Source organism: Glycomyces tenuis DSM 44171 (assembly GCF_000427885.1).
GTDB classification, from domain to species: domain Bacteria; phylum Actinomycetota; class Actinomycetes; order Mycobacteriales; family Micromonosporaceae; genus Glycomyces; species Glycomyces tenuis.
Genome location: NZ_ATYW01000008.1, coordinates 17054 through 32193, shown reverse-complemented (window position 1 = coordinate 32193; position 15140 = coordinate 17054). Strand labels below are relative to the sequence as shown.

At 69.8% G+C, this 15140-nt stretch carries 11 protein-coding genes; 8 read left to right on the top strand and 3 right to left on the bottom strand.

Going from position 1 to position 15140, the window contains the following annotated elements; all coding sequences use genetic code 11:
- Positions 1-38: 38 nt before the first annotated feature.
- Both YWW_RS0110370 and YWW_RS0110365 read right to left on the bottom strand, forming a co-directional pair.
- Positions 39-749: a hypothetical protein gene (locus YWW_RS0110370; protein WP_026930070.1), complete on the bottom strand. Its 711-nt coding sequence runs from the start codon at positions 747-749 to the stop codon at positions 39-41.
- On the bottom strand, positions 749-1036 hold the full coding sequence (locus YWW_RS0110365) for a hypothetical protein (protein WP_155830097.1): 288 nt from the start codon (positions 1034-1036) through the stop codon (positions 749-751). The genes YWW_RS0110370 and YWW_RS0110365 overlap by 1 nt, the downstream gene beginning before the upstream one ends.
- A gap of 531 nt (positions 1037-1567) precedes the next feature.
- Between YWW_RS0110365 and YWW_RS29545 the strand changes: the two genes are divergently transcribed.
- Positions 1568-3712: an RICIN domain-containing protein gene (locus tag YWW_RS29545; protein WP_425402691.1), complete on the top strand. Its 2145-nt coding sequence runs from the start codon at positions 1568-1570 to the stop codon at positions 3710-3712.
- A gap of 53 nt (positions 3713-3765) precedes the next feature.
- On the opposite strand, the gene YWW_RS29540 is transcribed toward YWW_RS29545, so the two are convergent.
- Entirely contained in the window at positions 3766-4833 is a 1068-nt protein-coding gene (locus YWW_RS29540; RefSeq protein ID WP_051325633.1) for a LacI family DNA-binding transcriptional regulator, read from the bottom strand.
- A 176-nt stretch (positions 4834-5009) separates the two neighbouring features.
- Between YWW_RS29540 and YWW_RS35845 the strand changes: the two genes are divergently transcribed.
- From YWW_RS35845 to YWW_RS0110320, 7 genes are all read left to right on the top strand, one after another.
- A complete protein-coding gene (locus tag YWW_RS35845; RefSeq protein WP_155830096.1) occupies positions 5010-5150 on the top strand; it encodes a hypothetical protein in 141 nt (46 codons plus the stop codon).
- A gap of 126 nt (positions 5151-5276) precedes the next feature.
- Positions 5277-6743 carry a family 43 glycosylhydrolase gene (locus tag YWW_RS0110345; RefSeq protein WP_051325632.1) on the top strand — a complete coding sequence of 489 codons (1467 nt, stop codon included), beginning with the start codon at positions 5277-5279 and terminating at the stop codon, positions 6741-6743.
- Positions 6744-6897: 154 nt separating this feature from the next.
- Positions 6898-9489 (top strand): RICIN domain-containing protein, encoded by a 2592-nt coding sequence (locus YWW_RS0110340; RefSeq protein WP_081687345.1) that lies wholly within the window; start codon positions 6898-6900, stop codon positions 9487-9489.
- 251 nt (positions 9490-9740) lie between these two features.
- Complete coding sequence (locus YWW_RS0110335; protein ID WP_211228510.1) at positions 9741-11267, top strand: AAA family ATPase; 1527 nt, start codon at positions 9741-9743, stop codon at positions 11265-11267.
- A gap of 542 nt (positions 11268-11809) precedes the next feature.
- Positions 11810-12826, top strand: a complete 1017-nt coding sequence (locus YWW_RS0110330; protein WP_026930064.1) for a LacI family DNA-binding transcriptional regulator — start codon at positions 11810-11812, stop codon at positions 12824-12826.
- A gap of 30 nt (positions 12827-12856) precedes the next feature.
- Positions 12857-14131 carry an extracellular solute-binding protein gene (locus tag YWW_RS0110325; RefSeq protein WP_026930063.1) on the top strand — a complete coding sequence of 425 codons (1275 nt, stop codon included), beginning with the start codon at positions 12857-12859 and terminating at the stop codon, positions 14129-14131.
- Between the two features lie 13 nt (positions 14132-14144).
- A complete protein-coding gene (locus YWW_RS0110320) occupies positions 14145-15131 on the top strand; it encodes a carbohydrate ABC transporter permease (protein WP_081687344.1) in 987 nt (328 codons plus the stop codon).
- The last annotated feature ends 9 nt before the right edge of the window (positions 15132-15140 follow it).

The following is a 15140-nucleotide window of genomic DNA, read 5'->3' as shown; positions in this document are numbered from 1 at the left end:
CACTGGTCGAGATGGCTGGACCGCGACCGGTCGCGGCATCAGGCCCGCGCTTCCGTCGCGGCGGGCGGGGCGTTGAGCGGGGCGTTGTCGTACCCGTTGAAGTCCTTGTACGAGACGACGTTGCGCGACCGCAGGACCACCAGCGCCCGGCGCCTCACCTTGCGCAGCAGCTCGATCTCGGCCGGCGACAAGGTCGCGAGGTCGACCGCCGGAGGCTTCTCGGCGACCCGGTACCGGCCGTGGACGACCATCACCGCGGCCATCACCGCCAGCAGCACCGCGCACGGCACCGCCACCGCCCAGCCCGGGGCCGCCTCCCAGCTGCGGAACAGCGCCGCTCCCAGCGAGACCACCGCGATCACCGAGACCATCACCGCGAGGCCGAACAGGGTCCGGTCCCACTGCCGGTAGGGCGTCAGCAGCCACGGCACGAGCCTGCCGACCACCGCATAGGCCGACAGGGCCGCGCCCGCCCACACCACCGGCAGCAGCGCCTCGTTGTCGATCGCGCCGGTGAGCAGGATCAACGCCAGTGTCACCGCCGCCATCAGCCCGATGATCTGGAGGCTGTAGCCCGCGACGGCGACCGTCCGGCCCAGGACCGTGCGCCGGTGCCAGCGTTTGGCCAGCGTCAATTCGATGTGCGCGTAGTCGAGCACGACCCGGTTCAGCGCCCCGATGTCGAACGGTACGAAGTTGTCGTGGATCGTCGCCCACTCGTTGGGCTGTATCGCGGCGGCCTTGGGCATCAGAATTCCTCAATCTCGATCGGCATGGATGTTCTGCCCTTCGCGACGGACTCGCGCCAGCCGACGTGGCGCCGCTCCAGCACCCGCCGCCACTCGCGCTCATCGAGGCCGTCGAGCTCGTTCCAGTGGCCGGGGGAGGGCATCTCGGCGACCCGGATCCGGTCGGCCTCGCCGAGGTCGACCAGCCCGTGGTGGACCACGACCTCCAGCAGGCGGTGCCGGGCCTTCAACGCCCGGGTCCGCTTGTCGCAGCAGCGCGGCCCGCGGCGTGGCGGCTTCCGCCGCATCGGTCCTACGCGCTCATGGCCCACCGGCCCCGGCGTCCCCATCGCTGCTCCTGCCTGGGACCGCGATCCTCGGCCGTATGGCCTGTGATCGGCATGTCCCCGTTCTCACCCGCGCCGTCCGCGGACTCGGCGCTCCGCGGCGCCGCCGAGAGTCTATGAGACCCGTTCAAGAGCGGCATTCGGGTGGGCGCGAAACGTCGTACCGGCCGCGAAACGGTCTCTCCCGGATTCGGCCGGACAGCTTTCGCGCCGATGGACGGTGTAGGCGTGCAGCGGCCCTATGGCGGGCTTCCAGTCGAAAATCATGTCGATACACGTCTATGTTTTCGACAACATTTCTGTTAGATTGGCTCGTACCCGCGACGAGCCGGTGCCGTTCGGCGGCCGCTGCGGCTCTCGACGACGAGCGATACCTCTGGAGGAGTGGCGATGAAGCCGAAGAGACAAGCGCGGTGGAGGGCCCTGCTGATCGCCCTCGCCGCGGCCGCGCTGCTGGTCGCGCCCGCCGCCCCGGCGCAGGCGTACGCCCCGATGGGCGGCGTCCTGTACGACCTGGGCGATCAGGAGTGCCTGAAGGGCCTGGGGAACTGCGCGGTCTACCCCAAGTCGGCGCAGCTGCCGAGCGGACGCCTGGTGGCCGCGTTCGAGAACGCGGTCGTCGCGCCGTCCGGCAGCGCGGACGGGGAGACCCTCCCGGTGCACAAGAGCGACGACCACGGCACCAGCTGGCAGCACCTCACCGAAGTGCCCGCCCCCGCGTACCTCTCGAGCGATCCCGCGTACGACCGGTACATCAGCCACTGGGGCAGCCCGTACCTGTACGCCCTCCCCGAGCGCGTGGGCGACCTCGCCGCCGGGACCCTGCTCCTCGCGAGCATCGTCACCGGAGACGACCACTACTACCTCGAGCGCAAGGCCGCCGACCCGAACTGGGTCCCCACCAACGACGGCGACCGCAGCGACATGGCGCTCGCCCTGTACGCCAGTGACGACGACGGCGCGAACTGGCGGGTCGTCAACATCATCGCCGAGGGCGGCTGGCAGGGCGGCAGCGCCGGGGCGATCGGCCAGAACGTGGCCGAGGCGAACGAGTACCGGCAGGTCGACCCGATCTGGGAGCCGTTCCTGATGGTCTACGAAGGCCGGCTGGTCGCGTTCTACTCGGACGAGAACGACTACATCGGGGTGGACGCCTCCGGCGTCGCGATCCTCGACCCCGCCAACGACACCGCGCCCGATTCGCACGGGCAGATCCTCGCCCACCGCACCTGGGACGGCACCGGGAACGACTGGAGCGGGCCGGTGGTCGACGTCAGCGGCCTGCGGCAGGACATGGGCGGCGGCAAGACCGAGATCGGCGGCGGGCGGCCGGGCATGACCACCGTCGCGCCCACGACCGACGGCAAGTGGATCATGACCTACGAGTACTGGGGCGGCGGCGCGAACGTGCGCTACAAGGTCGCCGACAGTCCGCTCGAGTTCCGTTCCGTGGGCGGCGAAGCGGGCTGGGAGATCGGGAGCCTGCCGGTCGCCGGGGGCTCCGGCCCACTGGCGACGGGCGGCAGCCCGGTCCTGATCAACCTGCCCGACGGCCGCATCGTGTACAACGCCTCGGGCAGCGCCAGCGTGTGGGTCAACGAGACCGGTTCGAGCACCGGCGTGTGGACCGAGCACCAGACGAACATCGGTGCCGGATACAGCCGCACCCTCCAGTACGTCGAGGAGACCGGCCGCGTCGTGATCCTGCAGGGCGTCTGGGGCGGCCCGACGACCCCGGCGGTCATCCGCTTCGGCGAGGTCGACCTCGGCGACTCCGCGGGCGCGTACTACCGGCTCGTCAACCGCAGGACCGGCCAGGTGCTCGGCACCGGCGGCAACACGACGGACGCGAACATCGGCAACGGCGACGTGCCCGACGTGGTGCTCGAGGACGCGGGCGCGACCTCGGACCTCGACACGCAGTACTGGCACCTGGCGACCAAGGGCGAGGAGTCGGTGACGCTGCTGAACAAGTCCGGCGGCCGCGCGGCCGGCATCTGGACGGGCAGCGCCGCAGCCGGGCAGCGGATCGGCCAGTGGGTGGACGACACCGCCACGGGCACGTGGAACCTCGTGCCGACCTCGGACGGGCACTACAGGCTCCAGTCGACCGCGGACCCGGGCCTGTACCTCACGGGCGCCCAGGACGCGGCGGCCACATTGGAGTACTCGGTCGACGACGGCTCGCAGGAGTGGTCGCTCGAGGAGGGAACCGGTTCCGGCGCCTCGGTGAGCCTGGTGGCGCGCCACTCCGGCAAGTGCGTCGACGTGGTCGGCGCCTCCACCGCCGACGGCGCCGAGACCGCCCAGTACGCCTGCCACGGCAAGTCCAACCAGGACTGGAACTTCCGGGACCTCGGCAACGGCTACGTCGAGGTGACCGCCGCGCACTCGGGCAAGTGCCTTGACGTGTACGGCGCCTCGACCGCGGACGACGCGCGCGTCGTGCAGTGGTCGTGCACCGGCGGCCAGAACCAGCAGTGGTCCGTGCAGGACGCGGGCGGCGGCTTCGTGCGGCTCGTGGCGCGCCACAGCGGCAAATGCCTCGACGTGCCGCAGCACTCGACCGCCGACGGCGCCCTCCTGGCGCAGTACACCTGCAACGGCGGCTGGAACCAGCAGTTCGGGCGAGTCTAGCGGCGCGGCGGGGCCGGGCCCGGAGATCCGGGCCCGGCCCCGCCGCGCGCGGTTCAGCCCCGGGCGGGCGCCCAGGCCGTGGACGAGCGGATGACGAGTTCGGTCGGCAGCGCGGGCACCCGCGGCGGCGGGGTGCCGTCGAGGCGGCTGAGCAGCTCCCGCACCGCGGTGCGCCCCTGCGCCGCGAAGTCGACGCGGAGGGTCGTCAGCGGCGGCGCGAAGTAGGCGGCCTCGGGGATGTCGTCGACGCCGGTGACGCTGACGTCCTCGGGGATCCGCAGGCCGAGCTGGCGCAGGGCGAGCATCGCGCCCAGCGCGGTCTGGTCGTTCGCGGCCACGATCGCGGTGGCCTCGATGCGGCCGCCGAGGCGCATGACCGCGTCGTACCCGGCCTTCGCGGACCAGTCGCCGTGCAGCGTGCCGACCGACCGCAGGCCGCGCTCGGCGATCGCCCGCTCGTAGGCGCGGGCGCGGTTGCGTGCGGCCGAGTACGTGACTGGCCCGGCCAGGTGCAGGAACGACTCGTGGCCGAGGCCGGCGAGGTAGGCGATGAGCGAGGGGAAGCCGACGTCGCTGAGTTCGGTGCGGTGCCCGGTGCGCGCGTCGTCCTCCTCCGCGGCGATGTACGCCGGCACGCGGAAGTCGGCGCGCTCGAACACCTCGGTCATCGCGTCGGTGGAGGCGAGGGCGAGGATCCCGGCGATGTCCTGCCTGGTGGCGAGGCGTACGGCCTCGTCGACGGCGTCGGCGTCGCTCATGTCGAACGTGATGATGTCGAGCAGGTACCCGGCCTCCTTCGCGGCGGTGCTCGCGCCCTGGACGATCCGGCTGGGGCCCACCTGGTCGAGCTCGTGGGTGAGCGCCGCCAGGCGGTGGGAGCGGCCGCTCTTGAGCGAGCGGGCGGTCAGGTTCGGCCGGTACCGCAGCTCGGCGAGGGCCGCGACGACCTTCTCGCGGGTGTGCGGCCGGATCCCCTGGTAGCCCTTGAGGAAGCGGCTCACGGTCTGATGGGACACGCCGGCGGCGCGGGCGACGTCGTAGATCGTGGCCGGCTTGGCCGCGGCCTCCCGCTCGCCGCCGCTCCCGGGGCCGTCGCCGACCGCGTCCACGTCCACGTCCATCCAGTACCTCCGAAGCCGGGTTCCGGCGCCGCTGACGTGCGCGCCGAGGGCTGCTGAGCCCAGTGTGGCCCACGAGCGTGAGTTTATCGAAAACATCCTGCTAGACTCGTCTTGTTTTCGAAAACATTTCAGATTGGCGTTCTCATCACCCCCGTCGACAACGGAGCGGCCATGCGGTGCGAGCACCACCCGCCGCGCCCCTGCCGTGCGGCGTCCTCTTCGGCGCGGCCTCCCGCGCCGAGTGCCACCGGGCCGGCCGCCTCGAAGCGGACCTCGGCCCCATGGAGGCGGCCGGGCGGCCTCCGCGCCGTGATTGACATTTATTTCCTTCAATTCGTTGACTTCGGATCTTCTTCTTTGTTACCGTGAACATCACCTGGTGGCCACCATGCTCACGCCGCTGCCCGTGCACGGGCGGCGGCCCACCCTCACTGGGAGCAGCCATGCAGTTCACCCATCCGCCGACCGCCATGCGACGAGCGCTGGCGCTCATCGCCGCCGCGATCCTCGTCGCGGCGACCTATGTCGTCGCCAGCGCCGACCGCGCCGAAGCCGCCCCCGGCACCTCGTTCACCAATCCCGTGGTGGACATGCCCAACAGCGCCGACCCGACCCTCGTCCAGCACGAGGGCTTCTACTACTACGTCGCCACCACCTGGAACTCCCAGGTGGTCATGCGCCGATCACCCACCATCGCGGGCCTGGTCAGCGCCCCCGAGCACGTCGTGGTCGACACCGGCGGCGACACCATGTGGGCCCCGCACCTGGAGATGATCGACGGCCGCTGGTACCTGTACTACTCGGTCGAGCAGTGCTGCGCGGCCCGCCGCACCCACGTCGCCCAGAGCGCCGGCTCCGACCCCATGGGCCCGTACACCAAGCTCGGCATCCTCGACCTGATGCCGAACCAGGGCTGGGCGATCGACGCGGCCCCGCTGCACCTGAACGGCGAGCTGTACATGACCTTCTCGGCCTTCGCCCCCGAGGACGGCCTCCAGTCGCTCTACATCGCCCCGATGGCCGACCCGTGGACCGCCGCCGCGCACGGCACCCGGATCTCGGCCCCGCAGCTGTCGTGGGAGACCCAGGACGGGGCGGTCAACGAGGGCTCGTTCGCCATCCAGCGGAACGGGCGCACGTTCCTGACGTACTCGGCCAGCCACTGCAACGGGCCGAACTACAAGATCGGCATGCTCGAGTACACCGGCGGCGACCCGCTCCAGATGGGCTCCTGGCACAAGTTCGCCGACCCGATCTTCGAGCGCAACGACGCCGCCGGGGTGTACGGGCCGGCGCACCACTCGTTCTTCACCTCACCGGACGGGACCGAGACGTGGATCGCCTACCACGCCAACGACTCGGCCTCCGACGGGTGCGGCACCACGCGCACCACGCGGGTGCAGAAGATCGACTGGAACGCCGACGGCACCCCGAACCTCGGCGTGCCGGTCTCGACCGGGACGGTCCTGGACGGACCCTCGGGCGAGTCCGGGCCCGCCGCGCAGCGGATCGCCAACCGGCACTCGGGCCTGTGCCTGGACGACTACAACTTCGGCACCGAACCAGGAGCCGAGGTCCGGCAGTGGACCTGCAACGGCCTGCCGGTGCAGGACTGGTACCTCAACGACCTCGGCAACGGCTACCACGCCATCAGCAACATCTACAGCAACCTGTGCCTCGACGACTTCGAGTTCGGGACCGAACCCGGTGCGGAAGTGCGGCAGTGGACCTGCAACGGCCAGACCGTCCAGCAGTGGCGGGTCGTCGACGCCGGAGGCGGCTACGTCAACCTGGTCAACCGACACTCGGGCCTGTGCCTGGACAACTACAACTTCGGCACCGAACCGGGCGCCGAGATCCGGCAGTGGACCTGCCTGAACAACGCCGCCCAGCAGTGGCAGCTGGCCTGAGGGCGGGCACCCACCGCATAACCCTCAAAGCGGCGGCGCGGCCGCGAGCACCGACACCCGGACCGGGTGCCTCGGTGAGCCGATCGCGCCGCCGCACCGTCTCCGATTCCCACCGCACGGCAACTGCACCTCGACCCGGCAAAGGAGCCCGGACATGCGGGTACGAAGAAGGAAAGGGATGCTCGCCGCCGGTCTGGCCATCGCGACCGCGGCGACCGTGTCGACAGTCCACATGGCCGGAGCGCAGGCAGCTGAAGTCACCCTGCGCTCCGGCGACTACGAGCTCGTCATCGCCGACGGCGATGTGCCCCACCCTGTCACGGTGCGGGAGGTCGGGAGCGGCGCGACGGTGCTCGTCGAGGAGCAGCCACTGCAACTGATCCTCAAGAACGGCAACACCCCCACCGACGCCGACGGGACGTACGATTCGGTCGTCCTCGAAGGCGATCAGCTGGTCGCCACCGGGGAAGTCCGCAGCCCGGCCGGCAGCGTCTTCGCCTTCGAGGACCGCTACGAGGTCGCCGCCTCCGGCGGATTCTCCGTGGACCGGTCGGTGTCCGTCGCCAGTGCCGACGCCGACGACGAGGGCTTCAACTCCCGGTTCACCATCGGCTCGGTCGACCCGCGCCCGATCGACGACTACCGGTTCCTCGCCCCCGGCGTGTGGTACGACCGCAACGAGCACGTGCCGCCCGGCGCTCTGGCGAGCGACTACGGCGACGACTACCTCTACTTCCGCGAGACGCGGATGCCGCTGCCGTTCGTGATGATGCACGACCCGGCCACGGGATTGGACGTCAGCCTCGCCCACGAGAACCCCGAGGCCGCCTCCGACGTCGACGAGGGGTCGGGCGCCTGGCTGGTCGACGGCGACATCACCCACGCGGCCCTCGGCGCCCAGCAGGTCCCCTCCACCGAGCTCGCGATCGTCTACCCCGCCATGGAAGGCGAGAAGAACTACGTCGACCGCGGCGCCGACTGGGTCCGCCGCTCCAGCCCGGTGGCCCCCGGCTACACCCAGCACTACGAGTTCCGGCTCAACGTCGACCGCGCCGGCGACTTCGGCGACGCGGTCCGGAACTCCTGGCGCTACCACTGGGAGATGTCCGACCCCCAGATCCAGAAGGTGCCGATCCAGTCGGTCTACGACGCGTCGATCGCGGTCCTCGCCTCCTACGTGCAGGACTACAACGGCGTCCCCGGACTGCCGTTCAGCGTCTGGCTGCCCGACGGGAACGTCAACGAGGTCAGCTTCCAGATGGGCTTCGTCGGCCAGCAGATCCCGGCGGCCTATCTGCTGCTGCGCGAGGGCTACGACAGCGGCAACGCCGACTACATCGACAAAGGACGGCGGATCCTCGACTTCTGGGCCGAGCACTCGGCCGCTCCATCCGGCCTGCCGCGCACCTGGTGGGACATCGATCCCGGCCAGTGGCGATCCTTTTACCCGACCTACCTGCGCATCGCCACCGACGGCATGGAGGGCATGCTCCGCGCCACCGAGCTGATGCGCGACCGCGGCGAACCGATCGCCCAGTGGGAGACCTACACCCGCGGCTTCGGCGACTGGCTGGTCGAGCACCAGAACGCCGACGGCTCCTACTATCGGGCCTACAACCTCGAAGGGACCGCCCCCGAGCACGAGGCCAAGTACAACACGCACAACGCGGTGCCGTTCCTGCTGGAGCTGGCCGAGTACACCGGCGAGGCCCGCTACCGGGACGCCGCGCTGGAAGCGGGGGAGTACGCCTACCAGAACGTCCACATTCCGGCCGCGTACGTGGGCGGCACGCCCGACAACGACAACGTCACCGACAAGGAGGCCGCCCTGCTGGCGCTGCGCTCCTTCCTGGCGCTGTACGACCACACCGGTGAGCAGCGCTGGCTGGAGGCCGCCGAGCAGGCCGCCGACTTCGGCGAGACCTGGTCCTACGCCTGGAACTACCCGGTGGACTCGAGCCGCCCGGCGTACGCGCAGTACGGGGTTCGCGGCCAGAGCCTCATCGCGACCGGCCACTCGGGGATGGACACCTGGCAGTCGGGGTCGCTGTTCGACTTCTACCGCCTCTACGAGGCCACCGGCGACGAGCACTACCTGGAGTACGCGCGGCACACCGCCAACGAGACCAAGCTGACCACCCAGTGGCCGGGCAACCCGCTCGGCTACGCCCGCGACGGCCTGCTGGAGGAGGCGGTCGGCCTGTCGGACCTGCGCTACGGCGGGGTCAACCTGTGGCTGCCGTGGAACTCCGTGGCGCACGCCGAACCGCTCGCGCGCCTGGAGGACGCCTACGGGACCATGGACGTCGACGACATCGGCGCCGAACCCGGCACCGGGCAGCAGATCCGCAACCGCCACTCGGGCCTGTGCCTCGACGACTACGACTTCGGCACCGAGGCCGGCGCCGAGGTCGTGCAGTGGACCTGCAACGGCCAGGCCAACCAGGACTGGCAGCTGACCGATCTGGGGAACGGCTACCACGCCATCCGCAACTCCTACAGCGACCTGTGCCTCGACGACTACAACTGGGGCACCGAACCGGGCGCCGAGGTCGTGCAGTGGACCTGCAACGGCCTCGAAGTCCAGCAATGGGAGATCGCCGACGCCGGAGGCGGCTACGTCAACATCGTCAACCGCCACTCAGGCCTGTGCCTCGACAATTACAACTGGGGCACGGCGCCAGGCGCCGAGGTCCGCCAATGGACGTGCCTGAACAACGCCGCCCAGCAATGGGCGATCGCATAATCGGAGGAGACGACCGCGGAGGCCCGGCGCCCGCCGCCGGGCCTCCGCCGCGGGTCCAGCACCGCCTCCTCGCGATGATTTCGCCAGGCTGCGAGACCCGGACTCCAACCGTTTGCCGTCCTGGAGGCGGGAGTTCAGACCCGTGGCCGTCGCCGGCAGGAGGTCTGCCTGACTGAGGCTTGGATCCGGTGCGGTGTCCGTCCTGACGGCCCAGGATTACACTAAACTGTATATTACTAAAATATGGTTTAGTGAAAGCGGGGCTTATCGTGGAGAAACCGGCGTCGGTGTTCGATCGGCATCAGGAGTGGGCGGGCCTCGCGGCCTTTCTGCCCGCAACCGGCTCCGCAACGGGAGGGGCGACGCTCGGCGTCGTCTCGGGACGTCGCCGACAGGGCAAGAGCTACCTGCTCCGTGCTCTCGCCGAAGCTGCCGAGGGCGTGTACTTCGGTGCGACTGAGGCCACCGAAGCGGAGTCGATACGGCAGTTCACGCGCAGTATCTCCCAACAGACCGGCCGCGTGCCTCAGGCCGACGTCCATACTTGGGATGAGGCGGTTCGCCATATGTTCACCAGTGTTCAGGGCAGTCCTTGCCCGGTGGTGATCGACGAGTTCCCGTTCCTGACCGCGGCCTCGCCCGCGCTGCCTTCGATATTGCAGCGCGAACTGGGGCCCGGCGGTTCTGGGGCAGGCAGCAGCGCCCGCTTGATCCTCTGCGGTTCGGCGCTGTCCGTCATGGGAAGGCTGTTGTCGGGAACCGCTCCGCTGCGCGGCCGTGCCGGGCTGGAGCTGATCATCAGGCCGTTCGGCTATCGTGACGCCGCCGAGTTCTGGGGAATCGGGGACCCGCGCCTTGCATTGCTGGTTCATTCGGTCGTCGGAGGCACTCCCGCCTACCGGTATGAGTTCAATCGCGGCGATGTGCCGACCGGTCTGGAGGATTTCGACGCCTGGATCGTCCGGACCGTGCTCAACCCGCAGGTGCCATTGTTCCGCGAGGCGCGCTACCTGCTTTCCGAGGAACCTGATATTCGGGATCCGGCCATCTACCAGTCAGTGCTGGCCGCCATCGCCGCGGGCAACTGCACTAATGGTGGCATCGCGAACTACGTCGGCCGCAAGTCCGCCGAGATAGCCCACCCGCTTCGAGTGCTCGAAGACTGCGGCCTCATCGAGCGTCAACCGGACACCTTTGGCGCCAAGCGGGTCCAGTACCGCATCAGCGAGCCGCTGGTCGCCTTCTACGAAGCCGTCATGCGGGCCCGGTGGGCGGCATTGGAGTCCGGCCGGGCCTCCCAGGTCTGGGAATCGGTGCGGCACACTTTCAAGACCCAGATTCTAGGCCCGCATTTCGAGGGCGTCTGCCGCTCCTATGTGCGAAATCGCGATTTGGAGATCTTCGGCGAGTTCGCGGACCAGGTCGGAAACGCCGTCATCAACGACCCGGTCTCCCGCCTCCAGATCGAGATCGACATTGCGGTGACCGCCGCCGAGTCCGCAGGTCGACGACGCGTCCTGGGCCTGGGCGAGGCGAAATGGGGGGAGACTGTCGGCACCGGCCATCTCGACAGGCTCCGCAGGGCCAAAGAGCTCCTCAATGGAAAGAAGCTCGACGTCGCCGACGCCCATCTCATGCTCTTCGGCGCGGCCGGTTTCACTGAAGGGGTCCAAGCGGCGGCCGCATCGGATCCGCGCGTTCACCTCGTCGACCTGGGGCGGCTCTACCGCGATGGGACCCAACCGGTCACAACATCAGCAGAGGAGCTCGGAACATGAGGCCTTCAACGATGTGGGAGAAGCCGCCGATGATGCCGGACGCAACCGGACCGATCTTAGAAGGATCGGCAGTTCGCCAGGCGTATAGCGGTCCGGTCCTTTCGGTTGCCGCAGACATTGGGATGTGCCTGCAGGTAGGAGGGCGTGCTCCGAAAAAATGCGCGTCCGCCTGAAAATCGGAAGGACGCCGGTTCGACCCCGGCCGGCCGCCTGCCGGCGCCAACGCTGGAAGGCGGAGTTCTTCCGTGCCCGGCGAAGCCCGCCTGAACCCGGGGAATCCGGCTGCCGACGGGCACACGGCGGCCGATCGTCGTCGCCGTCGGGGCTTGTGCTCGGCATTTCGCGGCGCCGCTTCGCCCTGCCCGGCACTCGGTGCCACCGCGGCCTCGGTCCGATCCGGTGCCGCCCGGCGTTGTCGAATCGTGACCGACGGGCCGTTGCTTCGCGTGATCCGGTTGTGTACCGTGTGGGTTAATCGATTAACTCACAGGGTCGTGCCCTGTCGTATTGGTTAATCGATTAACCCTTGGAAGGAGTCAACGGTGACCAAACAGCCCCGCCTCGCCGACGTCGCCCGCGCCGCCGGCGTCTCGACCGCCACGGCCTCCATGGCGCTCAACGACACCGGCGGCACCCGCATCGGCTCGCAGACCCGCGACCGGGTCCGCGCCGCCGCCGCCGAACTCGGCTACCGGCCCAACACCGTCGCCCGCGGCCTGCGCACCAGGCGCACGCAGATGATCGGCTTCATCGGCGACGACGTCGCCACGACCCCCTTCGCCGGCCAGATGATCCGCGGCGCCCACGACGCCGCCCGCGAAGCGGGGTTCCTGCTGCTGATGGTCGACACCTCCGGGGACCACGACGAGACCGGCGAGGCGATCGCCGCCCTCCAGGAGCGCCAGATCGACGGCATCCTCCTCGCCACCATGTACCACCAGGTCATCGAGGTGCCGAAGGCGATCGGCTCGACCCCGCACGTCCTGCTCGACGCCCGCACCGCCGACGGCTCCTCCTCCGCCGTCGTCCCCGACGAGCGCGGCGGCACCCTGAGCGTCCTGTCCGAACTCACCGGCGCCGGGCACGTCCGCATCGGCCACGTCACCACCCGCGAGGACGTCCAGGCCCGCGCCATCCGCCTGGAGACCTGGCGCGAACGCGTCACCGCCTCCGGGATCGACCCCGACGAACTGCTGGTCGAGGTCGACCACGCCACCACCCCCCTCGGGTACGAAGGCGCGAAGCGCCTGCTGGACCGCGACGACCGGCCGACCGCGATCTTCTGCTTCAACGACCGCATGGCCATGGGCGTCTACCGCGCCGCGGCCGAACTCGGCCTCGCGATCCCCGCCGACCTCTCGGTCGTCTCCTACGACGACCAGGACCTCATCGCCCCGGCGCTCTCGCCGGGGCTCACCTCGGCGGCCCTGCCCCACTACGCGATGGGGCAGTGGGCCGTCAAGGAGCTGCTCAGAAGGCTCGACGAACCCGACGCCGAGCCCGTGCAGCACCACATGCCCTGCCCGGTGAGCCGGCGATCCTCCGTCGCCCCGCGCTGAACCCTTCCGATCCCTTTTGGAGCCGCAACCATGCAACGACGCGAACTGATGAAACTGGCCGCCGCGAGCGGCGGCGCCGCCCTGGCCGGACCGGCCCTCGCCGCCTGCTCATCGGGCGGCTCGTCCGACGGCACCCTGCTGCTGTGGACGCACACCGCCGGCAACGACGCCGAACTCGGCGTCACCGACCAGATCATCGAGGCCTTCAACGCCGGACAGGACGCCTACACCGCCGAGCGCGAGTCCTTCCCGCAGGACGCCTACAACGACACCGTCAACGCCGCCGCGCTCTCCGGCGACCTGCCGGACCTGCTCACCGTCGACGGCCCCAACGTCCCCAACTGGGCCTGGGCCGGCCACCTCCGGCCGCTCGACGTCCCTTCCGAGACCACCGACAAGTTCCTGCCCACCACGCTGGGGGTCTTCCAGGACCAGCTGTACTCCGTGGGGCACTGGGAGGCCGCCTGCTCGATCTTCGCGCGCGAATCGGTGCTGGAGGCGGCGCAGGTCCGCATCCCCACCATGGACGAGCCCTGGAGCCGCGAGGAGTTCGACGAGGCCCTCGAACGCATCGCCGCCGACACCGGTCACCGGTGGGCGATCGACCTCTCCACCGCCGACATCGGCGAGTGGTACCCGTACGCCTTCTCGCCGTTCCTCCAGAGCTTCGGCGGCGACCTGCTCGACCGCACCACCTACCTGAGCGCCGAAGGCGCCCTCAACGGGCCCGAGGCCCTCGCCTGGGGGCAGTGGTTCCAGCGCCTGTTCGCCGAAGGGCTCGCCAACCCCGAATCCCCCATCGGCGCCGAGGAGTTCCTGCAAGGGGACGCCGCCATGACCTACATGGGCAACTGGGGCGCACTCCAGGCGATGGAGCAGTTCGACGACGTCCTGTTCCTGCCCCCGCCCGACCTCGGCACCGGCCCCAGGATCGGCGGCGGCTCCTGGCAGTGGGCCCCCACCTCGGCCGCCGACGCCGAGGGCGCGAACGCCTGGATGGAGACCGCGCTCGCCGATGAGTTCGTCGCCGAGTTCGCCAACCGGACCGGGCTGATCCCGGCGACCGAGGCGGCGGCCGAGCTCACCGAGCACTACGGACCCGACGGCGACCTGCGGATGATGATGGACTACTCCCGCGCCTACGCGGTCCTGCGCCCCGAGACGCCCGCCTACGCCGTCATCGCCAGCGTCTTCACCCAGTACGCCGGCGACATCATCCACGGCGGCGACGTCCAGCAGACCCTGGACGCCGCCGTCGCCGAGATCGACGCCGACATCGAGGCGAACGCCGGGTACGGGTTCTAGAAGGGACTGGGCCATGGCCATCGCCAGGACAGGGAAAATCCCCGCGCCGGGGAGCGCCCGCGTCGCCGAGCGCCGCTCGAGCGCGGCGACGGCGCGCACGCGACGCGGAGGCGGCGACTTCCAACGGAACGAGCAGCGCGCCGCGAGGGCCTTCGCGCTCCCCGGGATCATCCTGCTGCTGCTGTTCGTCATCGGCCCGGCCGTCGTCTCGCTCGCGATGAGCTTCACCAACGCCAGGCTCATCTCGCCGACGGCTCCGGAGTTCATCGGACTGGACAACTTCCGGCGGGCGTTCACCGAGGACGCGCTGTTCGGCGAGTCGATCGGCAACACCTTCCTGTTCGCCGCCCTGGTCGTCCCGATCCAGGGCGGCCTCGGACTGGTGCTGGCGCTGCTGGTCAACCAGAAGATCGCGGGCCGGAACTTCTTCCGCACCGTCTACTTCCTGCCGGTGATCACCTCGATGGTCGTCATCAGCCTGCTGTGGCGCTTCCTCTACCAGGAGGACGGACTGGTCAACTCGGCGCTGTCGATGCTCACCGCCGGCGCCTACGCCGGGCAGGCGTGGCTGTCGAACCCGTCGACGGCCATGGGCGCCATCGTGGTCATGAGCGTGTGGCAGGGCGTCGGCTTCCACATGGTCATCTGGCTCGCCGGCCTCCAGGCCATCCCCGAGGAGGTCTACGAGGCCGGCGAGCTCGACGGGGCCACGCCCTGGCAGCGGTTCTGGCGCATCACCCTGCCGCTGCTCAAGCCCACCTCCGTGTTCGTGCTCATCACCATCACCATCGCCGCGATGAGCCTGTTCGTCCAGGTCGACATCATGACCGACGGCGGGCCGCTGGGGTCGACCAGCACCATCGTCTACCAGATCGTCCAGAAGGGATTTCAGCAGCAGCAGATCGGCTACGCCGCCGCCCTGTCGCTGATCTTCTTCTGCATCGTGCTCGCCATGGCGCTCGTCCAGCGCCGCCTGACCCGAGAGAGGGACCAGCCGTGACCGCAGCGA